This window comes from Pseudomonas sp. SAS7, from assembly GCF_052112345.1.
Lineage (GTDB): Bacteria > Pseudomonadota > Gammaproteobacteria > Pseudomonadales > Pseudomonadaceae > Aquipseudomonas > Aquipseudomonas putida_Q.
On record NZ_JBEGGO010000005.1, the window covers coordinates 51,466 to 75,257 of the forward strand.

17 protein-coding genes and 1 tRNA gene are annotated in these 23,792 nt (G+C 62.6%); 15 read left to right on the plus strand and 3 right to left on the minus strand.

The genetic code is table 11. From position 1 onward, the window contains the following. Positions 1-6 precede the first annotated feature (6 nt). The 5 genes from rpoD (at position 7) to ABI582_RS10000 (ending at position 10,288) form a co-directional block, all read left to right on the plus strand. Positions 7-1,857: an RNA polymerase sigma factor RpoD gene (rpoD, locus tag ABI582_RS09980; protein ID WP_368976529.1), complete on the plus strand. Its 1,851-nt coding sequence runs from the start codon at positions 7-9 to the stop codon at positions 1,855-1,857. A 228-nt stretch (positions 1,858-2,085) separates the two neighbouring features. After that, positions 2,086-5,829: an EAL domain-containing protein gene (locus tag ABI582_RS09985; protein WP_442119083.1), complete on the plus strand. Its 3,744-nt coding sequence runs from the start codon at positions 2,086-2,088 to the stop codon at positions 5,827-5,829. A 16-nt stretch (positions 5,830-5,845) separates the two neighbouring features. Further along, positions 5,846-5,922: transfer RNA gene (locus tag ABI582_RS09990), tRNA-Ile, on the plus strand. 601 nt (positions 5,923-6,523) lie between these two features. Then, positions 6,524-8,881, plus strand: a complete 2,358-nt coding sequence (locus ABI582_RS09995; RefSeq protein WP_442119084.1) for a membrane-bound PQQ-dependent dehydrogenase, glucose/quinate/shikimate family — start codon at positions 6,524-6,526, stop codon at positions 8,879-8,881. Between the two features lie 114 nt (positions 8,882-8,995). Beyond that, positions 8,996-10,288 (plus strand): carbohydrate porin, encoded by a 1,293-nt coding sequence (locus tag ABI582_RS10000; RefSeq protein ID WP_442119085.1) that lies wholly within the window; start codon positions 8,996-8,998, stop codon positions 10,286-10,288. Here ABI582_RS10000 and ABI582_RS10005 read toward each other — a convergent pair. Next, positions 10,272-10,832, minus strand: coding sequence for a serine acetyltransferase (locus ABI582_RS10005; RefSeq protein ID WP_338745872.1), 561 nt, complete (start codon positions 10,830-10,832; stop codon positions 10,272-10,274). The genes ABI582_RS10000 and ABI582_RS10005 overlap by 17 nt on opposite strands. Positions 10,833-10,991: 159 nt before the next feature. Here ABI582_RS10005 and ABI582_RS10010 point away from each other — a divergent pair, with 159 nt between their 5' ends. From ABI582_RS10010 to ABI582_RS10055, 10 genes are all read left to right on the plus strand, one after another. Then, complete coding sequence (locus tag ABI582_RS10010) at positions 10,992-11,453, plus strand: Lrp/AsnC family transcriptional regulator (RefSeq protein WP_019471265.1); 462 nt, start codon at positions 10,992-10,994, stop codon at positions 11,451-11,453. 189 nt (positions 11,454-11,642) lie between these two features. After that, on the plus strand, positions 11,643-13,325 hold the full coding sequence (locus ABI582_RS10015) for a flavin monoamine oxidase family protein (RefSeq protein ID WP_442119086.1): 1,683 nt from the start codon (positions 11,643-11,645) through the stop codon (positions 13,323-13,325). Positions 13,326-13,339: 14 nt separating this feature from the next. Then, the gene (locus ABI582_RS10020) at positions 13,340-14,134 is read left to right on the plus strand and encodes a carbon-nitrogen hydrolase family protein (RefSeq protein ID WP_442119087.1); all 795 of its coding nucleotides are present in this window, start codon (positions 13,340-13,342) and stop codon (positions 14,132-14,134) included. Positions 14,135-14,277: 143 nt separating this feature from the next. Further along, positions 14,278-16,566: a pyrroloquinoline quinone biosynthesis protein PqqF gene (gene pqqF / locus ABI582_RS10025; protein WP_442119088.1), complete on the plus strand. Its 2,289-nt coding sequence runs from the start codon at positions 14,278-14,280 to the stop codon at positions 16,564-16,566. A gap of 171 nt (positions 16,567-16,737) precedes the next feature. Continuing rightward, a complete protein-coding gene (gene pqqA / locus ABI582_RS10030; protein ID WP_008365141.1) occupies positions 16,738-16,809 on the plus strand; it encodes a pyrroloquinoline quinone precursor peptide PqqA in 72 nt (23 codons plus the stop codon). A gap of 79 nt (positions 16,810-16,888) precedes the next feature. After that, positions 16,889-17,800, plus strand: a complete 912-nt coding sequence (gene pqqB / locus ABI582_RS10035) for a pyrroloquinoline quinone biosynthesis protein PqqB (RefSeq protein ID WP_442119089.1) — start codon at positions 16,889-16,891, stop codon at positions 17,798-17,800. Positions 17,801-17,955: 155 nt separating this feature from the next. After that, on the plus strand, positions 17,956-18,711 hold the full coding sequence (gene pqqC / locus ABI582_RS10040; RefSeq protein ID WP_012270176.1) for a pyrroloquinoline-quinone synthase PqqC: 756 nt from the start codon (positions 17,956-17,958) through the stop codon (positions 18,709-18,711). Continuing rightward, a complete protein-coding gene (gene pqqD / locus ABI582_RS10045; RefSeq protein WP_338745867.1) occupies positions 18,708-18,983 on the plus strand; it encodes a pyrroloquinoline quinone biosynthesis peptide chaperone PqqD in 276 nt (91 codons plus the stop codon). Before pqqC ends, pqqD begins: the two co-directional genes overlap by 4 nt. After that, the gene (pqqE, locus tag ABI582_RS10050) at positions 18,955-20,115 is read left to right on the plus strand and encodes a pyrroloquinoline quinone biosynthesis protein PqqE (RefSeq protein WP_442119090.1); all 1,161 of its coding nucleotides are present in this window, start codon (positions 18,955-18,957) and stop codon (positions 20,113-20,115) included. The genes pqqD and pqqE overlap by 29 nt, the downstream gene beginning before the upstream one ends. After that, positions 20,081-21,904 (plus strand): prolyl oligopeptidase family serine peptidase, encoded by a 1,824-nt coding sequence (locus ABI582_RS10055; RefSeq protein ID WP_442119091.1) that lies wholly within the window; start codon positions 20,081-20,083, stop codon positions 21,902-21,904. The genes pqqE and ABI582_RS10055 overlap by 35 nt, the downstream gene beginning before the upstream one ends. Before the next feature lie 126 nt (positions 21,905-22,030). On the opposite strand, the gene ABI582_RS10060 is transcribed toward ABI582_RS10055, so the two are convergent. Both ABI582_RS10060 and ABI582_RS10065 read right to left on the minus strand, forming a co-directional pair. Then, on the minus strand, positions 22,031-22,189 hold the full coding sequence (locus tag ABI582_RS10060; protein ID WP_003177654.1) for a YqaE/Pmp3 family membrane protein: 159 nt from the start codon (positions 22,187-22,189) through the stop codon (positions 22,031-22,033). A 152-nt stretch (positions 22,190-22,341) separates the two neighbouring features. Further along, a complete protein-coding gene (locus ABI582_RS10065; protein ID WP_442119092.1) occupies positions 22,342-23,622 on the minus strand; it encodes an aspartate aminotransferase family protein in 1,281 nt (426 codons plus the stop codon). Positions 23,623-23,792: the final 170 nt, after the last annotated feature.

Genomic DNA, 23,792 nt, shown 5'->3' on the forward strand with positions numbered 1-23,792 from the left:
GGTGTTATGTCCGGAAAAGCGCAACAGCAGTCTCGTATCAAAGAGTTGATCACCCGCGGTCGTGAGCAGGGCTACCTGACTTACGCGGAGGTCAACGACCACCTGCCTGAGGATATTTCAGATCCTGAACAGGTGGAAGACATCATCCGCATGATCAACGACATGGGGATCAACGTATTCGAGAGTGCTCCGGATGCGGATGCCCTTCTGTTGGCGGAAGCCGACACCGACGAAGCCGCGGCCGAAGAAGCCGCTGCTGCGTTGGCGGCAGTTGAAACCGATATCGGCCGCACGACCGACCCGGTGCGCATGTACATGCGCGAAATGGGTACCGTCGAGCTTCTGACCCGCGAAGGCGAAATCGAAATCGCCAAGCGTATCGAGGAAGGCATCCGTGAGGTGATGGGCGCCATCGCTCATTTCCCGGGTACTGTCGATTACATTCTCGGCGAATATGACCGCGTCACCACCGAGGGTGGCCGTCTGTCCGACGTGCTCAGCGGTTACATCGACCCTGACGACAACATCGCCGCGCCGACCGAAGAGGTGCCGATTCCTGGCGCCAAGGCCGCAGCCGCGAAGGAAGAGTCCGACGACGAAGAGGAAGAGTCCGAAGGCAGTGACGACGAGGAAGAGACCGAGAGCGGTCCGGACCCGGTAGTTGCGGCCCAGCGTTTCGGCGCGGTATCCGACCAGCTTCAGGCGACCGTCAAGGTCGTGAAGAAGAACGGTCGTGCCCACAAGGAAAGCATCGAGGCCCTGCAAGCCCTTGCCGACCTGTTCATGCCCATCAAGCTGGTACCCAAGCAGTTCGAGGTGCTGGTAGAGCGCGTTCGCGATGCACTGAACCGTCTGCGTCAGCAAGAACGCGCCATCATGCAGCTGTGTGTGCGTGATGCCCGCATGCCGCGTGCCGACTTCCTGCGCATGTTCCCGAGCAACGAAACCGACCAGACCTGGAGCGGTGACCTGGCCAAGCGCAACACCAAATGGGCTGCCGCCCTGGGTGAAAAGGACGCCGCCATCGTTGCTTGCCAGCAGAAGCTGATCGACCTTGAGACCGAAACCGGCCTGACCGTTGCCGAGATCAAGGACATCAACCGTCGCATGTCGATCGGTGAAGCCAAGGCCCGTCGCGCCAAGAAAGAAATGGTCGAGGCGAACCTGCGTCTGGTGATCTCCATCGCCAAGAAGTACACCAACCGTGGCCTGCAGTTCCTCGACCTGATCCAGGAAGGCAACATCGGCTTGATGAAAGCGGTGGACAAGTTCGAATACCGTCGCGGCTACAAGTTCTCGACCTACGCCACCTGGTGGATCCGTCAGGCGATCACCCGTTCGATCGCCGACCAGGCACGCACCATCCGTATTCCGGTGCACATGATCGAGACGATCAACAAGCTCAACCGTATTTCCCGCCAGATGCTGCAGGAAATGGGTCGCGAACCGACCCCGGAAGAGCTGGGCGAGCGCATGGAAATGCCTGAGGACAAGATCCGCAAGGTACTGAAGATCGCCAAAGAGCCGATCTCCATGGAAACCCCGATCGGTGACGACGAAGATTCGCACCTGGGCGACTTCATCGAGGACTCGACCATGCAGTCCCCGATTGATGTGGCCACGGTCGAAAGCCTCAAGGAAGCCACCCGTGACGTGCTCTCGGGCCTGACTGCACGCGAAGCCAAGGTGCTACGCATGCGTTTCGGTATCGACATGAACACCGACCACACCCTCGAAGAGGTGGGCAAGCAGTTTGACGTAACGCGTGAGCGGATCCGTCAGATCGAAGCCAAGGCGTTGCGCAAACTGCGCCACCCGACTCGCAGCGAGCATCTGCGCTCCTTCCTCGACGAGTGATGACGAACCCCGGCCCAGGCCGGGGTTTTTCTTTTCTGCCTTTTGAAACACTCGCGGTCCCTGTAGGAGCAGCCTTGTGCTGCGAAGAGGCCATACGGGCCACCGAACACCTGGGCCCATACCGGCCCTTTCGCAGCAAAAGACTGCTCCTACACGTATCTCGCTTCCCCCACGCTTGCGCAATGCCCGTCTACACTCGACGTCAGACCCCAAGAATGCGAGGCTGCTATGCCACTTATGCCGGCCATTCTGTTGCTGCTCCTGGTTTTGTGGAACACGACGGCCGGCGCCCTGACCCTGACAGACGAGGAAAAAGCCTGGTTGGCTGCCCACCCGCAGCTGAGCCTGGGCGTAGACGCCTCTTGGCCACCGTTCGAGTTTCGCGACCAGGAGGGCCGGTACCAGGGATTGGCCGCCGATTACATCGCTGCGATCCAGCAACGCCTTGGCGTGACGCTCAAACCGGTCGAACCCAGCAGCTGGACCGAGGTGCTGGCGCAGGCGCGCGAAAGCCACATCGACCTGCTGCCCGGCATCATGTCCACCCCCGAACGCCAGGGCTACCTGGCCTTCACCCGTCCGTACCTCGACTTCCCCATTGTCATCCTTGCCCACAAAGGCGGCGCACAACCACGCAAGCTGGATGACCTGTACGGGCTGAAAATCGCCGTAGTCGAGAACTACGCGCCGCATGAACTGCTGCGTACCCACCACCCGGACCTCAACCTGGTGGCCATGCCCAACGTCAGCTCCACGCTGCAGGCCCTGGCCACCGACCAGGTAGACGCCGTGGTCGGTGATCTGGCGTCCAGTATCTGGAGCCTGCGCCAACTCAAGCTCGACGGCCTTTACGTCAGCGGCGAAACGCCTTACCGCTACCAGCTGGCGATGGCCGTTCCCCGCGACAAGAACGTGCTGGTCGGCATTCTCGACAAAGTGATGGCCGACATGAGCAGCAGCGAAATCAGCCAGATCCAACAGCGTTGGGTGGGTAATGTGGTCGACCAACGGATGTTCTGGTCCGACCTGCTGGTGTATGGCCTGCCAACGGTACTGTTGCTGATGGCCGTGCTGGCCGTGGTGATCCGTATCAACCGTCGGCTCAGCTCGGAAATTTCCCGGCGTATCGCCCTGGAGCAGGAGCTGCGCAGCAGCGAGTACCACTACCGCGGCCTGGTCGAGAGCCTGTCCGCCATCGCCTGGGAAGCCGATGCCAACGACTTCACCTACAGCTACGTCTCCCCACATGCCGAAGACCTGCTTGGCTACCCGCTGAGCGACTGGCTCAGGCCGGGCTTCTGGCGCAGCATCCTGCACCCGGAGGACGCCCTCTGGGCCCAGGCCTACTGCGACAGCGAAACCGCAGCCGGACGCGACCATAGCCTGGACTATCGGGTAATACGCGCCGACGGCCAGCCACTGTGGATACGCAACATCGTCAGCATGATCGAACACGGGCACCAGCCCGTAATGCGCGGGCTGATGATCGACATCAGCGAAACCAAGCGTACCGAGGACGCCCTGCGCCTTTCCGAGCAAAAGTTTGCCTCGGTATTCCAGCAGTGCCCCGACATACTGCTGATTGCCCGCCACAGCGACGGCTGCCTGCTGGAGGTGAACGAAGCCTTCGAAGAGCAGATTGGCATGACCCCGGACCAGGTGCTTGGCCGCAGCGCCACCGACCTCAACCTGTGGGGCGTCGAAGGCTCCGGCCCGCCGCTGCTCGAGCGCCTGCACCAGGGCGGCATCCGTAACCTGGAAATGAGCTTCCGCCGCAGCAACGGCCAACTCTTTACTGGCCTGACTTCGGCCGAAACCTTCGAGCTGGACGGCACCCCCGCACTGGTAGTGGCAGTACGCGACATCAGCCAGCTCAAGGAGACCCAGCAGCAGCTGCAAACTTCGGAAGAAAAGTTCGCCAAGGCCTTCCACGCCTCGCCCGACGGCCTGCTGCTGTCGCGCCAGAGCGACGGTTTGCTGCTTGAGGTGAACGAAGGCTTCTGCCGCCTGACCGGCTACGACCTCAACCCGACCATCGACCAGACCTCGCTGGATCTGGGTATCTGGGTCGACCTCAACGAACGCAAACGCATGGTCGACCAGCTCAACCGCGACGGCTTCGTGCGAGACTTCACTTGCCACATCCGCCGCAGCGACGGGCAGATCCGCCTGTGCGAGCTGTCCGCCAGGCCTCTGCCAATTGGTGGCATCGATTGCATGCTGACCATCGCCCGCGACATCACCGAGCGCCACCTGATGCAGGAAAAACTGCAGCTGGCCGCCACCGTGTTCGAGAACACCGCCGAAGGCGTGCTGATCACCGACATCGACCAACGCATCAGTGCCGTCAACCGCGCCTTCAGCGAAATCACCGGCTACAGCGAGATCGAAGCCCTCGGCCAGACCCCGCGCCTGCTTGCCTCCGGCCAGCACGACAGCGCCTTCTATGCCGCCATGTGGCACCAGCTTACCGCCGAGGGCCACTGGCAAGGCGAGATCTACAACAAGCGCAAGAACGGCGAACTGTACCCCGGCTGGCTGACCATCAGTGCCGTGCGCAACAGCGAACGCGAGATCACCCACTTCGTTGCCGTGTTCGCCGACATTTCCAGCCTCAAGCACGCCCAGGCCAAGCTCGACTACCAGGCCCACCACGACCCGCTGACCGGCCTGCCCAACCGTGCCTTGTTCGAGAACCGCCTGCAGGCCGTGCTCACTTGCGCTCAGGTGTCCAACCGCCAGGGCGCGGTGCTGTTCCTTGACCTCGACCGCTTCAAGCACATCAACGACAGCCTCGGCCACCCGGTCGGCGACCTGCTGCTCAAAGGCATTGCCCAGCGCCTGAAAGAACAGGTGCGGGACGTCGACACCGTGGCCCGCCTGGGCGGCGACGAGTTCATCATCCTGCTGCCCGGCCTGCACAAGCCCAGTGATGCCAGCACCATCGCCAACAAGCTGCTGGCCTGCTTCGTCGCACCGTTCCAGGCCGGTGAACACGAGTTCTTCACCAGCGCCAGCATCGGCATCAGCCTGTATCCGCAGGACGGCACCGACGTGGCTACGCTGATCCGCAACGCCGACGCTGCCATGTACCGCTCCAAAGCCAAAGGCCGCAACCGCGTCGAAGCCTACACCCGCGACCTGACCGCCCAGGCCAGCGAGCGCATCGCCCTGGAGCACGAGCTGCGCCGTGCCGTGGAACGCAACGAAATGAGCCTGTGCTTCCAGCCCAAGCTCAGCCTCAAGACGCAGAGCCTGGTCGGCGCCGAGGCGCTGATCCGCTGGAGCCACCCAACCTTTGGTGAAGTGCCTCCGGAGCACTTTATCCACCTTGCGGAGGAGAACGGCACCATCCTCCAGCTTGGCGACTGGGTACTGGAACAAGCCTGCCGGCAAATGCAGGCCTGGAAGCAGCACTACCAGCCCTTCGGCCCATTGTCGATCAACCTCGCCGGCGCCCAGCTACGCCAGCCTCACCTGGCCCGGCGCATCGAACAGTTGCTCAAGCACTACCAGCTCAAGGCGGGTGACCTGCAGCTGGAGATCACCGAAAACTTCATCATGAGCCAGGCTGAAGAAGCCCTGGCCGTGCTGTACCAGTTGAAAAAACTGGGCGTGCAACTGGCTATCGACGACTTCGGCACCGGCTATTCATCGCTGAGCTATCTCAAGCGCCTGCCGCTGGACATTCTCAAGATCGACAAGTCGTTCATCCGCGGCCTGCCGGACGACCCCCACGACGCCGCCATCGCCCGTGCGATCATTGCCCTGGGCCGCAGCATGCAACTGACCATCATTGCCGAGGGCGTGGAAAACCAGGCTCAGCAACGCTTCCTGGCGGCCGAGGGCTGCGAGCAGATCCAGGGCTACATCGTCAGCCTGCCGCTGCCACCAGGCGAGTTCGCGGCAACGTTTCTTCGCATAGCACTATCGGATCTTTCAGATGGCACAGGTGCGAAACCCTCGTTATAATCCGGCCACTTACTGAGGGCCTATAGCTCAGTTGGTTAGAGCAGAGGACTCATAATCCTTTGGTCCACGGTTCAAGTCCGTGTGGGCCCACCAAATACGAAAGCCGCGCAAATGCGCGGCTTTTTCGTTCTCGCGTCTTCCCTACAGGGCTCTCCAAGACCACGCCACTCTCACTAAGTGCTCCCTGCAAAAACGGGCGGTGAGGCAGCTTGGCGAAAATCCATTCCGGCATCCGCGCGCCGAGGGCAACAGCAGCGGCCCACACAAATTGTTACCAATTCAAAAATACTCTTTTCCAGCCTGCTTGATTTATCCGGTCCGTACAGCGCTTTAAACTAAAAACAACGCCAACATGCTCTACCCGGCACCGGGTATCGAACGCCTCGTCAAACTTTGTTTTAACCCACCACGGAACACCACCGTGCTTACCTGCAGCCAGGATCATTGGCATGCCTTCTATCGCACTGACGTCCATGGCGAACTTTGCCTTTGGCGCAACCGTGCACCGCGTTCTAGTACGCACCACCCGCAACAACTGAAAACGGCCCACTTCCTGGCCTGCTTGCTCGCACCCTGAGGGAACAGCCATGTACTCACCAACTGAGCTTACACAACTATGACGGATGACAATTATTCCAACGCCGGGAGGCGCTCGTTAAGCAATGCCGCGCGACTGCTTTTTTCGCTACTTGTAATGGGTGTAGCGGTGGCATTGATTTACGGCGGCTCCAAACTTCTGGCACTGGGCGGTTCAAGTTACTACTTGCTAGCGGGACTTGCCTACGCCGTGCTGGCCGTACTGGTATTCCTGCGCAAGCGCATCAGTATTGTAATTTCCATCCTGATATTCCTTGCTACCTGCGCCTGGGCATTTTACGAGGTGGGCCAGTTCAGCTATTGGCAACTGCTGCCCCGCCTGGTCGTTCCAGCCATCATCCTGACCCTGAGCCTGTGGGTGGGTGGTGCACTGCCCAACACCGCTTCGGGCACACGCCGAGCTGCCAATCGCTGCGGCTTTGCCGTGTTTCTGGCATTGATCGCTACGTTCGTCGCCGCCTTCTTCCCGCATGGCGGCATTTCGAACCCGATTGCAGCAGTCAGCCAGCCAAACGCGGACGCAATGCCCACAGCCCCGGAAAACTGGGAGTTCTTCGGGCGTAACGCCTCGGGGACCCGCTTTGCCCCCTACACCCAAATCACCCCGGAAAACGTGAAGGACCTGCAAGTTGCCTGGACCTACCGCACCGGCCGCAGAACCACCGGTGCTGGTGCTGGTGTCGACGAGAACACGCCTTTGCAGATCGGCAACGTCCTGTACTCGTGCACACCGGAAAACCTGATCACTGCGCTTGATGGCGATAGCGGCAAACCCCTCTGGAAGTTCGACCCTCACGCCAAAAGCGCAGAGCACGTTACTTGCCGTGGCGTGGGCTATTACGACATCGATAGCGACGACAGCCTGAGCGCCGAGGTAAAAGCCTCTCACGCCAGCGAGCAGCAATGCCGCCAGCGCATCCTTGTGTCGTCGGTCGATGCCCGGCTGTTTGCCCTGGATGCACACACCGGCGCCCTGTGCCCCAACTTCGGCGAGGCCGGTTACGTCGACCTCAAGAAAGGCATGGGGCCAACGGAAAACAGCAAGCGCTACCACCCTACCTCTCTGCCTGTAGTCATGGGCCACCTCACGGTGGTGGGTGGTTGGGTGCGTGACATCGTTGCCGGCGAGCCTTCCGGTGCCGTGCGCGCATTCGATGTGCTGACCGGCGCGCTGGTATGGGCCTGGGATGTCGGTGCCCCCGATGGCGCGGACACAGCGGCGGCTGACCATCAGTTCGCGCTTGAAACACCAAACGTATGGACCATTCCCACCTACGACAAAGAACTGAACCTGGTCTACCTGCCCACCGGTAATGGCCCTCCTGACTATTGGGGCGGCGACCGTAACCAGGTGAAAGAAAAGTTCGGTACAGCCATTGTCGCGGTAGACGCTTCGACAGGTAAGGCTAAGTGGGTTTACCAGACTGTCCATCATGATGTCTGGGACTATGACCTGCCTTCGCAACCCGTGCTTTACGAGATGAAGAACGCACAAGGGGTGAAGACCCCGGTCCTGATCCAGACCACCAAGACCGGCCATATCTTCGTGCTGGACCGCCGCACTGGCGAGCCAGTCACTGAAGTGCAGGAGCGCCCTGTTCCGACTTCACCGGCTGCAGAAGGTGAACACTTGTCACCGACCCAACCTTATTCGGCTGGCATGCCAGTGATTGGCGCAGATCCGCTGACCGAACAGTCTATGTGGGGCGTATCCACGTTCGACCAGCTCTACTGCCGCATCATGTTCAAGGACTCGGTGTACGTCGGCCCGTTCACGCCGCCTACTGAAAAGCCGTACATCGAATGGCCCGGGCTGTTGGGTGGCATGAACTGGGGTGGCATTTCGATTGATGAAAACACCGGCATGATGTTCGTCAACGACATGCGCATGCCGCTGCGCATGTCGTTGGTGACCAAGGAAAACACCCGCAAATACAAAGTGTCGACCGATGAAGTACCTGGCTTCATGGGCACTATCCGCCCACAGGTCGCGGGTATCTACGGCGGTGTGAAAATCGACATCCTCCAGTCTCCGCTGGGCGTGCCTTGCAATACGCCACCCTTTGGCAGCATGAGCGCCATTGACCTCAATACCCAGAAGCTGGTGTGGCAGGTGCCACTGGGCACGGTTGAGGATACCGGGCCCCTTGGGATCAAGACCCACATGCAAATCCCGCTGGGTATGCCGACACTTGGCGGCCCAACATCGACTGCATCGGGCCTGGTGTTCTTCGCTGGCACCCAGGATTACTACCTGCGCGCCCTCGATTCGGCCACCGGCAAAGAAGTGTGGAAGGCCCGCTTGCCAGTAGGTGCCGTAGCAGCACCGCTGATCTACAAGTCCCCCGCGACCGGCAAGCAGTATGTGGTGATCTCTGCGGGCGGCATGAGCCATTCGCCAGATGTGGGCGATTACATCATCGCCTACGCCCTGCCTGACAGCATCAAGCCGTAACGGCTCGTTGCATGACGAAAAATCCCCGCTCGCGGGGATTTTTTTCTGCCAATGCCCCATCACGCAAATGCCTGAACTGCTCAACCATTTCTCAAGCAAGGGAGCCCGCCCAAAATGTCATTACCCTTCCGCGCCGCGCTGACCAGCAGCCTGTGCAGCGGTTTGTCTCTCTGCCTTCTGCCTGTGTCCTGCGCACTGGCCGATACTGCCAACCTGATGACCCAACCTACACTCACCGGCAACTGGGGCGGGCAGCGCCAGAAGCTGGCAGACCAGGGCATAAAGCTGACGGGCGACTACACCTCGGAAACCCTTTCCAACCTGCATGGCGGTATCAAGCGCGGTACCCGCTATGCCCAACAGATACGTTTGGGCGCGCAGTTTGACTTGAGCAAACTGCTCGACATTCCAGATGCCGGGCGCGTGCAAGTGCTGATCAACGATCGCCGCGGCCATAGCGCCACGGAAGACCTGATTGGCAATCGCATGTCCGCGCAAGAAATCTACGGGGGCGAATACACTCGGCTGACTGAACTGAGTTACCAACGCAATCTGTTTTCGCCAGACCTGTCCGCCAAAGTCGGCTACATGGTCATGGGTACCGATTTCGGCGGCATGCCGATCCTGGCAAACTTTGTCAGTGCCGGTTTTTGTGCCCATCCGCTTACCATGTCCAGCGGCAGTGGCTGGGGCAACTACCCGACAGCACACTGGGGTGGCGAGTTGCGCTATGACGTCAACCCAGCGCTGACGCTGCAAACGGCTCTGTTCCAGGTAAACCCGGATTACAACGCTCGCGTCTCCAAAGCGTTCGCCATGCCCAGCAACGGCACAACCGGCGCTATCCTGCCACTGGAGGCGATCTTCAATAACCGCGCATTCCTTGATGGCCAGTATAAAGTTGGCTGGTACTACGACACGTCCGACTACCCCAAGATTGGCGGCACTGATAAAAGCAGCAGTCGCACCGGTGCTTACCTGCTGGTCGACCAGGCGATCTGGCGTAATGAGCAGGACCCGGCGAGTGTCCTGAGGTTGTTCGGGCAAGCAGCCACCAGTAATGCCGCGACATCGCCAATGCGCCGCTGGTACTCGCTGGGTCTGGTCAAACAGAAGCCGTTTGCCAGCCGCCCGCATGACTCCATTTCCTTCGGCTATGGCCGCGCCGTCATCAACCCGCGGACGCGGGATGCCCAGGAAGCTGCTGCAGCATCCACAGAAGACTTTACCGTCGTTGCCGGCTTAGATAGCGGCGAGCAAGTGCTGGAACTCAACTACGGTGCGCAAGTAACACCGTGGCTACTGCTGCGCCCGGACCTTCAGTACTACATCGAGCCAGGGGCGTTCTTTGGCAAGCAAAGGGGCAATGCGCTAGCGGCTGGTTTGCAGATCAAGATGACGTTCTGACTGGCCGCATCTCGACCTGCCGCGGGTTGTAGAAGGTCATGCCCGCCGGAATATCCCGCGTAACCAGCGACATGGCGCCAATCACCACGTCGTCACCGATGTCGATGCGGTCGGCGACGATGCAGCTGTTGGCGCCCATGCTCACATTGTCGCCAATGCGCAGCGCGTATTCCGTCAACCCGAGGGTCTTGATGCCGATCGAGCAGTTCTGCCGAACAAAGAAATTGCGCCCGATGCTCACGTACCGGGTGATCACCACCCCCGGCAGGTGCGCGATGCGCAGGCCGGGCGCGATCTGTGCGCCGATGTCGATGTCCACCGCGTACTTGAGGTTGAGCCGCTGTTGCATGCGCTGGGCGTGACGCCGGAGCAGGCCGCCGCGGGCGTCGAGGTACTGGGCCAGGCGAAAGGCAAACAGAAAGCGCAGCTTGTTGTCCTTGCGTACACGGCGCAGCAGGTTGAACAGAAGGCTGGTACGGCGTGTGGGCCCTTTTTTGTTAGAGACTTCCAGTCGCCAACATTCGAGCAGGTGGTCGAGGTTCACACTGAGGTTTCCGGTGGACTAGCGCTTCATCATGCCGAAGGCACAGCCACCAGGCCAGCGCAGTCGTTGTAGGAGCGCGTCGGATTGGTCAGCTGTGCCCGGCCTTGCCCTGATTGGCACTCGCTGGCTAGGCTAGCGGGCCAACCGTAGAGACTCGCCATGTCGGATTCCCGCTCCATCACGCTGGATGAAATCGATCGCCAGCTGATCGCCCTGCTGCAAATCAACGCCCGCGAAAGCGTCGCCACCCTCGCACGCCAGCTGGGCATCGCCCGCACCACCGTGAACTCGCGCCTGGAACGGCTGGAGAAGAACAAGGTCATCTCAGGCTATGGCGTGCGCTTGGGTCAGAGTGTGATAGGTGGCGGGCTGCAAGCGTACGTGGGGATCAAGGTGCAGCCGCGCTCCGGGAAGGAAGTGGTACGGCGCCTGAGTGCCATGGGCCAGGTGCAGCAGCTGTGTGCGGTGAGCGGCGAATTCGACTATGTGGCCTGGCTGCGTACAGACTCGCCCGAGCAACTGGACCAGCTGCTCGACCAGATCGGCAGTGTTGACGGGGTGGAGAAAACCACCACGTCGATCATTCTCAGCAGCAAGGTGGATCGCGGTCAGCCAATCTGATTGGAACACGTGGCACCTCTGCCCTTACTCGTCATAATTGATCTTCTACTAGTAAATATGACGACATAAGCTACATTCAGACACCACTCTGAACCTTAATTACGAACGCCCTACTCCCTAAAATGACCGCCAGGCATCTCCTATACTCAGGCTCCGCTCCCTGCGCAGCCTCTCTGGCAAGGTCACTTCATGAACAAGAAAAACCGCCACCCCGCCGACGGCAAGCAGCCCATCACCATCTTTGGCCCGGACTTCCCCTTCGCCTTCGACGACTGGCTGGAACACCCCGCAGGCCTGGGCAGCATTCCAGCAGACCGCCATGGTGAAGAAGTGGCCATCGTGGGTGCCGGTATCGCCGGACTGGTGGCGGCTTACGAGCTGATGAAGCTGGGCTTGAAGCCGGTGGTGTACGAGGCGTCCAAGCTGGGTGGCCGGCTGCGTTCGCAAGCCTTCAACGGCACCGACGGGATCATCGCCGAACTTGGTGGCATGCGCTTCCCGGTGTCATCCACTGCCTTCTACCACTACGTGGACAAGCTGGGCCTGGAGACCAAGCCCTTCCCCAACCCGCTGACCCCGGCCTCGGGCAGTACGGTGATCGACCTGGAAGGCCAGACCTACTACGCGGAAAAAACCTCCGACCTGCCCAGGCTGTTCCACGAAGTGGCCGACGCCTGGGCCGATGCCCTGGAAAGTGGCGCCCAGTTCGCCGACATCCAGCAAGCCATCCGCGACCGGGATGTACCGCGGCTCAAGGAGTTGTGGAACAAGCTGGTGCCGCTGTGGGACGACCGCACCTTCTACGACTTCGTGGCCACCTCGCGCTCGTTCGCCAAACTGAGCTTCCAGCACCGCGAAGTGTTCGGCCAGGTCGGTTTTGGCACCGGCGGTTGGGACTCGGACTTCCCCAACTCGATGCTGGAAATCTTCCGCGTGGTGATGACCAACTGCGACGACCACCAGCACCTGGTCGTAGGCGGTGTGGAGCAGGTGCCGCAAGGTATCTGGCGCCATGTGCCGGAGCGCTGCGCCCACTGGCCGGAGGGCACAAGCCTGAGCGGCCTGCACGGCGGCGCGCCGCGCACCGGGGTCAAGCGCATTGCCCGTGCCGCCGATGGCCGCCTGGCGGTCACCGACAACTGGGGCGACACCCGGCACTACGGCGCCGTGCTCGCCACCTGCCAGACCTGGCTGCTGACCACCCAGATCGACTGCGAGGAATCGCTGTTCTCGCAGAAAATGTGGATGGCCCTGGACCGCACCCGCTACATGCAGTCGTCGAAGACATTCGTCATGGTCGACCGGCCGTTCTGGAAGGACAAGGATCCGCAAACCGGCCGCGACCTGATGAGCATGACCCTCACCGACCGCCTCACCCGCGGCACCTACCTGTTCGACAACGGCGACGACAAGCCGGGGGTGATCTGCCTGTCCTACGCCTGGATGAGCGACGCGCTCAAGATGCTGCCGCACCCGGTGGAAAAGCGTGTGCAGCTGGCCCTGGATGCGCTGAAGAAGATCTACCCCAAGACCGATATCGCCGGGCACATCATCGGCGACCCGATCACCATTTCCTGGGAGGCCGACCCGCACTTCCTCGGCGCCTTCAAGGGCGCACTGCCGGGCCACTACCGCTATAACCAGCGCATGTACGCGCACTTCATGCAGCAGGACATGCCTGCCGAGCAGCGCGGCATGTTCATTGCCGGTGACGACGTGTCGTGGACCCCGGCGTGGGTGGAAGGCGCGGTGCAGACGTCGCTGAATGCGGTGTGGGGTATCATGAACCACTTCGGTGGCCAGACCCACCCGGACAACCCCGGCCCGGGAGATGTGTTTGACGAGATCGGCCCGATCGCCCTGGCAGACTGACACAAGGAGGCACCATGCGCATTGCTCTGTTCCAGGGCGCCCCCCAGCCATTGGACGTGCCCGGCAACCTGCAACGGCTGCGCCACCAGGCGCAGCTGGCAGCCGAACGCGGCGCTCAGCTGCTGGTGTGCCCGGAAATGTTCCTGACCGGCTACAACATCGGCCTGGCCCAGGTCGAGCGGCTGGCCGAAGCCGACGATGGCCCGGCGGCGATGGACGTGGTGGAAATAGCCCAGGCGCACCGCATCGCGATCGTCTATGGCTACCCCGAGCGTGGTGATGATGGGGCGATCTACAACAGTGTGCAGTTGATCGACGCGCACGGGCGCAGCCTGAGCAACTACCGCAAGACCCACCTGTTCGGCGAGCTGGACCGCGCGATGTTCAGCGCGGGGCCAGACCACTTCCCGGTGGTGGAACTGGACGGTTGGAAAGTCGGCCTGCTGATCTGTTACGACATCGAGTTCCCGGAGAACGCCCGACGCCTGGCGCTGGGTGGTGCCGAACTGATCCTGGTGCCAACGGCGAACATGGCCCCGTACGACTTCGTCTGCCAGGTGACCGTGAGGGCGCGGGCGCAGGAAAACCAGTGCTACCTGGTGTATGCCAATTATTGCGGCTCGGAAGACGAGATCCAGTATTGCGGGCAGAGCAGCATCATAGGCCCGGATGGCAGCCTGCTGGCCATGGGTGGGCGGGATGAATGCCTGCTGCTGGCGGAGCTGGAGCATGAACGGGTGGTGCAGGGGCGGGAGGCATTTCCTTACCTGACAGACCTGCGCCAGCAACTGCACCTGCGTAAAAGCTGACGTCCCATTCGCGGGCATGCCCGCTCCCACAGGATTGGTGTCAGTCTGCAAGCGACACCATACCTGTGGGAGCGGGCGCGCCCGCGAAGAGGTCGGGCCTGCTCATGCAAATGGGTTAGCATGAACACCTAACCGGAGTTTCCATGCCTGACGCCACCCGCCACCTCACCCTCGCCAACGGCCTGCAGCTGACCCTGCGCCACGCTCCGCGCCTGAAGCGCTCGGCCGCCGCATTGCGGGTGCACGCGGGCAGCCATGACGCTCCCGTCGGGTGGCCCGGCCTGGCCCACTTCCTCGAACACCTTTTCTTCCTCGGCACCGCGCGGTTCCCCCTGAACGACGGCCTGATGCGCTACGTCCAGGCCCTCGGTGGCCAGGTCAACGCCAGCACCCGGGAACGCGCCACCGATTTTTTCTTCGAAGTGCCGACCAATGCCTTGGCCGGGGGCCTTGAGCGCCTGTGCCAGATGCTGGCCGAACCGGACCTGGGCATCGAGCGCCAACGCCGCGAACGCGAAGTGATCCACGCCGAGTTCATCGCCTGGTCGCGCAACCCGCAGGCTCAGCAACAGTTCGCCTTGCTGCAATCGGTGTCGCCGGGCCATCCGCTAGGGGCTTTTCACGCCGGTAACCGGCACACCCTGGCCTTGAAGAATCCTGCCTTTCAGCAAGCCCTCGAAGGTTTTCACCAACGCTATTACCAGGGCGGCCAGATGACCCTGAGCCTGTGTGGCCCACAGTCACTGGATGAACTGGAACAGCTGGGCAGGCAGCATGCCAGCCTGTTCGCACCGGGCACGCAGGCGCCACAAACGCTGCCGCCGCCACTGTCGCCACCGAACGCGCGCCTGGTGTTCACCCATGAAAAGCTCCCGGCAGGTGCCGAGCAGGCCCTGGAATTACTGATCAGTTGCCTGGGCGACAACCGCCCGGGTACCTGGCTGCATGCGCTGCGCCAACGCGGCTGGCTGCAAAGCTTCAAGGCCGAGATGCTGTACAGCTTCGCCGGGCAGTTACTTTGGCACATAGACCTGCAGCTCAGCGCCAGCGCCAACCCGGACGCAGCAGATGCCCTGCTGCAAGGTTGGTTCAGCTTCATCCGCCAAGCCGACCTTGAGCAGATGAACCACGCATTCGGCCTGCTGCAGCGCAGCCGCGAACGCAGCGTCGGCGCGCTTGAGCTGGCTCGCCGGGACAGCACGGGCCAGCCGTTCGCCAAGCTGGATGCGCAAGGTCTGCAGGCCCTGGGCGCACTGCTGAAAGGCCTGCCGGGCCACGTGCATGGGCAATGGCAACTGCCCCCCGTCGACCCCTTGCTCATGGCTGATTTGCCCATTGCCTCGGCGCAGCCTCCACCGGCGGCCCTGAAGACCAGCGACCTGCTGCCTGGTACCCGTCAGTACGCCGCGCTGTACCTGCGCTGGCACGTGCCTTCGCCCTTGCGCCAGCGCTTGCAGGGCGTGCTGGAACAGGCGCTCGCCCCACTGCAGGAGCGCTGCGAACGCGCGTCGGTGCAACTGTTGTTCAGTGCCGTTGGCGAATACTGGCAATTGCGCTGCGCCGGGCAACCGGCAGCAGTGCTTCGGGCAGTGGAGCAGGCCTTGGCCCTGATGCTCAAGCCGGCAGCCAGTTGCTGGCAGCCCAGCACGGCGACGCCACCGCCACTGATCCCCATCAGGGCTTTGCTCAAGCAACTGCCCGACGGGGTATTGGGCGCCCACCCCGCGAGTGCGCCTGCCGGCATGCCGACGCAGTCGCAACTCGACAGCCTTTGGCAGCACGCCCACTGGCATGGCCTTGCCACGGGTTTCGACGATGCTGCTTTGGCCGCCTTGGGGGCTGCGTTGCAGCACTGCCCTGGGCAAGGCTCGTTGCCTGGCCCCCCGCCCACATGGGCCAGCCACCGTTGGCAGCACGCCGAAGTACCCGGCAGTGAACACGCCCTGTTGCTGTTCTGCCCGCTCCCTGCGGCCAGCGAAGCCAGCGGCCGCGTGCTTGCGCAATTGCTGCAAGGGCCGGTTTACCAACGGCTGCGGGTAGAGCTGCAACTCGGCTACGCGGTGTTCAGTACCTTTCGTCAGGTCGAGGGTGTCGGCGGCCTGTTGTTCGGGGTGCAGTCGCCACATACCCGCCAAGCGCAGATTCTCGACCACCTGCTCACCCTGCTGAGGCAAGGCATCACGCTGGATCCGGGCGCTCGCATGGCTTTGGCCGAGCAATTCGACGAGCCCGCCATGGCTAACGCCGACGTTGCCGAATGGGCATGGCAGACACACCTGGCTACACAACCCGGCACGCTGGATGCGCTGCGCAAGGCTATCTTGAAGACGCGGCAGACGGATCTGGACCAGCTGCTGGGCACCCTGCTCGATAAGGATTGCCCTTGGCTCTGCTTGGCCAACGCTGCCGCGCCATCCCTTGAATGGCAGTGAACAACCTCCCGATTGTTACGCCAATTGCAACGGCGCTTTTCGAATAATTAACCTTTCGGTACAAATTTTTCTTGTAAGATAGCGCAATCCCAGTTTCAGGGAACTGCCGGCCCATGGCGGTACCCAAGTAGTAGCTGAGCAACCCAACCCTCATTCGGAAGGAGTAATTCCATGTGGACCAAACCTGCTTACACTGACCTGCGTATCGGTTTCGAAGTCACCATGTACTTCGCAAGCCGCTAAGCCAGGCTTGCGCCTCAACGCCTCGGCCCGCCGGGGCGTTTTCGTTTTTACGACACGGTTTTCTGCATAGAGAGTGGCCATGTACATCCAGGTTCTCGGCTCCGCCGCCGGTGGCGGGTTCCCGCAGTGGAACTGCAACTGCGTCAACTGCAAGGGCTACCGTGACGGCACCCTGCGGGCCACGGCGCGCACCCAATCGTCCATCGCCCTGTCCGACGACGGCGTGCACTGGGTGCTGTGCAATGCCTCGCCCGACATCCGCGCCCAGCTCCAGGCCTTTGCGCCGATGCAGCCGGCCCGGGCGCTGCGCGACACCGGCATCAACGCCATCGTGCTGCTGGACAGCCAGATCGACCACACCACCGGCCTGCTCAGCCTGCGTGAGGGCTGCCCGCACCAGGTGTGGTGCACCGACATGGTCCAACAGGACCTCACCACGGGTTTCCCGCTGTTCAACATGCTCAGCCACTGGAACGGTGGCCTGCAGTGGAACCGCATCGAGCTGGAAGGCAGCTTCGTGATCGACGCCTGCCCCAATCTCAAGTTCACCCCATTCCCGCTGCGCAGCGCCGCGCCGCCCTACTCCCCGCACCGCTTCGACCCGCACCCGGGCGATAACCTGGGTTTGATGGTCGAAGACACCCGCACCGGCGGCAAGCTGTTCTATGCCCCGGGCCTGGGCCAGGTAGACGAAAAGCTGCTGGCGATGATGCACGGTGCCGACTGCCTGCTGGTGGACGGCACACTGTGGGAAGACGACGAAATGCAGCGCCGTGGCGTGGGCACCCGCACCGGCCGCGAGATGGGTCACCTGGCCCAGAACGGCCCTGGCGGCATGCTGGAAGTGCTCGACGGCTTCCCGCGCCAGCGCAAGGTACTTATCCACATCAACAACACCAACCCGATTCTCGACGAAGACTCACCCGAGCGCGCCGAAGTCCTGCGCCGGGGCGTCGAAGTTGCCTTTGATGGCATGAGCATCGAGTTGTAACACCCAGATCGCACAAGCAACAAAGTCCCCCTGTGGGAGCGGGTTCACCCGCGAAGAATCCAACACAGTGTATGGCACCGGCTTCGCCGGTGTTCGCGGGTAAACCCGCTCCCACAGGGATCGAGCCGAGACTCAGCTTTACAGGAGCCAGCCGAATGAGCGACGCACTGCCAATGTCCCCTGCCGAATTCGAGCAGGCCCTGCGCGCCAAGGGCGCCTATTACCACATCCATCACCCGTACCACGTGGCGATGTACCAGGGGCGCGCCACCCGCGAGCAGATCCAGGGGTGGGTAGCCAACCGCTTCTACTACCAGGTCAACATCCCGATGAAGGATGCCGCGATCCTGGCCAACTGCCCGGACCGCGAAGTACGCCGCGAGTGGATCCAGCGCCTGCTCGACCACGACGGCGCACCCGGCGAGGACGGTGGCATCGAAGCCTGGCTGCGCCTTGGCCAGGCGGTCGGCCTCGATCCGGACCAGTTGCGCTCCCAGGAACTGGTACTGCCTGGCGTACGCTTTGCCGTGGACGCCTACGTCAACTTCGCCCGCCGCGCCAGCTGGCAGGAAGCGGCCAGCAGCTCGCTGACCGAGCTGTTCGCCCCGCAAATCCACCAGTCGCGCCTGGACAGCTGGCCGCAGCACTACCCGTGGATCGACCCGGCAGGCTACGAGTACTTCCGCACCCGCCTGGGCCAAGCCCGGCGTGACGTGGAGCACGGCCTGGCGATTACCCTGCAGCACTACACCACCCGCGCGGGCCAGGAGCGTATGCTGGAGATCCTGCAGTTCAAGCTGGATATCCTCTGGAGCATGCTCGACGCCATGAGCATGGCCTACGAGTTGAACCGCCCGCCTTATCACTCCGTCACCCAGGACCGGGTGTGGCACAAGGGGATCACCCTATGAGTCTTGATCGCAAGCAGGTGCCGAACTGGCGCCCTGGCTACCGCTTCCAGTACGAGCCGGCGCAAAAGGGCCATGTATTGCTTTACCCCGAGGGCATGATCAAGCTCAACGAAAGCGCCAGCCTGATCGGTGGCCTGATCGACGGCCAGCGTGACGTGGCAGCAATCATCAGTGAACTCGAACAGCAATTCCCCGATGTCCCGGAAGTAGCCGAAGACATCGAGCAGTTCATGGAGGTGGCCCGTGCCGAACACTGGATCGTCCTCGCCTGAAGTACCGCCCACGCCCGAGGTCGGCCTGCCCCTGTGGCTGCTGGCCGAGCTCACCTACCGTTGCCCGCTGCAGTGCCCGTACTGCTCCAACCCGCTGGACTTTGCCGCCCAGGGCCAGGAGCTGAGCACCGAACAGTGGTTCAAGGTGATGGCCGAAGCGCGGGAAATGGGCGCCGCGCAAATCGGCTTTTCCGGCGGTGAACCGCTGGTGCGCCAGGACCTTGCCGAGCTGATAGGCGAAGCCCGCCGCCTGGGTTACTACACCAACCTGATCACCTCGGGTATCGGCCTGACCGAAGCGCGCATTGCCGATTTCAAGAAGGCCGGCCTGGACCATATCCAGATCAGCTTCCAGGCCAGCGACGAGCAGGTCAACAACCTGCTGGCCGGCTCGAAGAAGGCCTTTGCGCAAAAGCTGGCGATGGCCCGTGCCGTAAAGGCCCACGGCTACCCGATGGTGCTCAACTTCGTCACCCATCGGCACAACATCGACAAGACCGACCGCATCATCGAGCTGTGCATTGCCCTGGAAGCCGACTTCGTCGAGCTTGCCACCTGCCAGTTCTACGGCTGGGCGCACCTCAATCGCCTGGGGCTGCTGCCAACCCGCGAGCAACTGGAGCGGGCCGAGCGCATCACCAACGAGTACCGGGAAAAGCTCAAGGCCGAGGGCAACCCGTGCAAGCTGATCTTCGTCACCCCGGACTACTACGAAGAGCGCCCCAAGGCCTGCATGAAAGGCTGGGGCAACCTGTTCCTCACCATTACCCCGGACGGCACCGCGCTGCCCTGCCACGGCGCCCGTCAGCTGCCCGTGCAGTTCCCCAATGTACGCGACCACGACCTGCACCATATCTGGTATGAGTCGTTTGGCTTCAACCGCTTCCGTGGTTATGAGTGGATGCGCGAACCGTGCCGCTCGTGTGACGAAAAAGAAAAGGACTTCGGCGGCTGTCGCTGCCAGGCCTTCATGCTGACCGGCGATGCCAGCAACGCCGACCCTGTGTGCGCCAAGTCGGCCGAGCACGGCATCATCCTCAAGGCCCGCGAGGAGGCGGAAACCGCCCATCTCGCCATTGAACAGATGACCTTCCGCAATGATCGAAACTCCCGTGTCATCGCCCGCGGCTGAATTCAGCGCGGCCCAGGCAGTTGCCGCCGGTACCGACTTCGCCGAACTCAAGGTCAGTGCCGACGGGCTGTTCTGGGTCGAATTTCGCCCCGCCGACGGTGCTTGCCGTATCTGGCACTGGCTGTACCACCAGGCCCGCTGCCTGACCCCGGATGGCTTCAGCGTGCGCAGCCGGGTCTACGAGTACGGCGGTGGCAGCTTTTGCCTGGGTGGCGACGGGCTGGTGTTCGTCAACGAAAAGGACCAGCAGGTCTACACCCAGCCGCTGGACGATGTGCCACCGCGTGCGCTTACCCAGGATGCCAGCTGCCGCTACGGCGATGTGCAGTGGCACGATGGCCAGGTGCTGGCCGTCGAGGAACGCCATGCCGAGCAGGTGGAGCATCGCCTGGTGGCTTTGGCTGAGAGCAGCCGCGAAGTGCTCGCCGAGGGCGCCGATTTCTACGCCTCACCCACGGTGAGTGCCGATGGCATGCGCCTGGCGTGGGTCGAATGGGACCGCCCGGCGCAGCCCTGGACCCTCACCCGATTGATGTGCCGCGTACGCGACAGCAGTGGCCACTGGGGGCCCGCGCAGTGCGTGGCCAGCGATGATGAGTCGCTGCAACAGCCGCGCTTCGATGCCGAAGGCCGGCTCTACTGCCTGTCCGACCGCAATGGCTTCTGGCAGCCCTGGGGTGAAGTCGATGGCCACTGGCAGGCGTTGCCTGCCGGGCCTGCGGACCACGCGGCTGCGCCTTGGCAACTGGGCACCTGTACCTGGTTGGCGCTGGGGCCGCAAAGCTACCTGGCCAGCTGGTTCAAAGATGGCTTCGGGCAATTGGGGCTGCGTGCTGAAGATGGCCGCATGGCGCGTTACGCCAGTGCCTACACACGCTTTCGCAGCCTGGCCATGGACAGCGAGCACCTGTATGCCATTGTCGCCTCGCCCATCAGCCCGCCGGCAGTGATTGCCATCGACCGCCGCAACCACGAGGTACGCGTGCTGGCCGGTGGTGCCGAGGTGCTGCCGGCAGCCCAGATCAGCCTGCCGCAGTCGATCCACTATGGCAGGGACGGCGAGCAGGCCCATGGTTTCTTTTACCCGCCAGCGCAGGGGCAAGGCGCCGCACCGCTGGTGGTGTTCATCCACGGCGGGCCGACGTCGGCCTGCTATCCCGTGCTGGACCCACGCATCCAATACTGGACCCAACGCGGCTTTGCCGTGGCCGACCTGAACTACCGGGGCAGCACCGGCTATGGCCGGGAATACCGCCAGGCATTGCACCTGCGCTGGGGCGAGAGCGATGTGGCCGATGCCTGCGCGGCGGTCGAATACCTGGCTGCTCAAGGCCTGGTCGACAAGCACAAGGCGTTTATCCGCGGCGGTAGCGCCGGTGGCTACACCACCTTGTGCGCCTTGGCGTTCCATGACGTGTTCCGCGCCGGCGCCAGCCTGTACGGGGTCAGCGACCCGGTTGCCCTGGGCCGTGCCACCCACAAGTTCGAAGGGGATTACCTGGACTGGCTGATCGGCGACCCGCAGCAGGATGCCGAACGCTATCGCCAGCGCACGCCGCTGCTGCATGCAGGGCAGATCAAGGTGCCGGTGATTTTCTTCCAGGGTGAGCTTGATGCTGTGGTGGTGCCAGAGCAGACCCGCGCGATGCTGGCGGCGCTCCAGGCCAACGGTATCGAGGCTGAAGGGCACTTCTATGCGGGTGAGCGGCATGGGTTCCGCCAGGCTCAGAACCTGGCGCATGCGTTGGAAGAAGAGTGGAAATTCTATTGCCGGGTTTTGGCGCAGTAAGCCGAGCTAGCCCTTTGTAGGAGCAGCCTTGTGCTGCGAAAGGGCCGTCACAGGCAGCGCATTTGCTGCGCCTGTAATGGCCTCTTCGCAGCACAAGGCTGCTCCTACAGGGACCGTGTTCGCCGCTTACCGTTTGGCGATGATGTACACCGCGTGCACGATCCCCGGAATGTAACCCAGCAAGGTCAGCAGAATATTCAGCCAGAACGCCCCGCCAAACCCCACCTGTAGAAACACGCCCAGCGGTGGCAGAAGAATGGCGATGATGATGCGAATAAAGTCCATGCGAGTCTCTCCTGAAGGGTTACATCAAAGACTAGCCGCCCGCCACAGAGGTTCCACAGGCAAAAAAAAACGCCCCGGGCCGAATGAAACAGGCCAGGGGCGATGCGCAGGAACGCCAGACGGTTCGTAGAATTCTCGGTCTTGCCAAACAGCTACGCCGGCATTTCGCGGCGGGCCTGCTGCTGGGCATGCAGGCGGGCAAAGGCGCGGGCCAGGCGCAGCAGCATTTCGTCGATGTTGCCCTTGCTCACGGTCAGCGCTGGCGACAAACGCAACACATCCGCTTGCGGTGCATTGAGCAGCAGGCCTTCATGCAGGGCCGCTGCCACCAGCTCTTTGGCCAGGTTTTCTTTCAGTTGCAGTGCCCACAGCAGGCCTTGCCCGCGCACCTCACCCTGCCCATAGCGCCCAGCCAGGCGGCTCAGGCCTTCACGCAGATGGCGGCCGTTATCCTGCACCTGGGCAAAGAAGCCAGGCTCCAGCACGGTGTCCAGCACAGCCAGGCCGGCGGCGCACATCAGCGCATTGCCATGGTGGCTGCCTTCCAGTTCGCCAGGCTCGGCGCAACATGCCGTGCCCCGGGCGAGCAAGGCAGCCAGGGGCACACCGCCGCCCAGGCCCTTGCCCAAGGTGATGATGTCGGCGCGCACGCCATACAGCTCCTCGGCCAGCAGCGCGCCACAGCGGCCAATACCGGTCTGCACCTCATCGAGGATCAGCAGGATGCCCAGTTCACGGCACAGTGTTTCCACGCCCTTGAGGTATTCCTGGGTGGCGGGGATAACACCCGCCTCGCCCTGGATTGGCTCAAGCATGATGGCCACGGTGCGCGAATCCACGGCGGCGTGCAGGGCCGCCAGGTCATTGAACGGCACCTTGCTGAAGCCCGGCAGGCCAGGCTCGCAGCGGTTGCACGGCAGTGGGTCGGACGCCGACAGCGCGCCCAGGCTACGGCCGTGGCAGGCCTGGGTGGCAGTGATGATGTGGTAGGCGCCGTTGCGGTGCAGCTGGCCCCACTTGCGCGCCAGTTTGATCGCACCTTCACAGGCCTCCGCACCGCTGTTCAGCAGGTAGGCTTGCTCGCTGCCGGTGCTCTGGCACAGGCGGTTGACCAGCCCCAACAGGCCACGGCTGTGGAAGCCCGAGCCCGGGTTGATCAGCGCCTGGGCCTGGTTGCCCAGTGCCTTCACCAGCACGCTGGGGCTATGGCCCAGGCTGTTGACTGCACCACCCTGGGTAAAGTCCAGATAGGCACGCCCTTCGTTGTCCCACAACCAGGAGCCCTGACCACGCACGAACACCTGCGGTGCCCGTTCGGCGCTGGGCATCAGGCGATCACGCGACAACTCATCAGCGTGCGGCACGATCACCGGCGCGCGCTTGGGCTCGGCGACAGCGGCAGGGGCCGAGCGGCGCAGGTTGAACAGGTTCATCAGGGCTCCAACCAATCACGGTAAAGGGCGGCTACGGTGCGGTCTTGGTGCCGACACTCGATATTTTGCCTTGCCTATCAAAAGTGTTTTTCATCCGGGGTAACAATCGACCTAATGATCGCTGTAACCCGTTGGAATACGGCGATAGACTAGGCCTCGCGAGGGTTTTC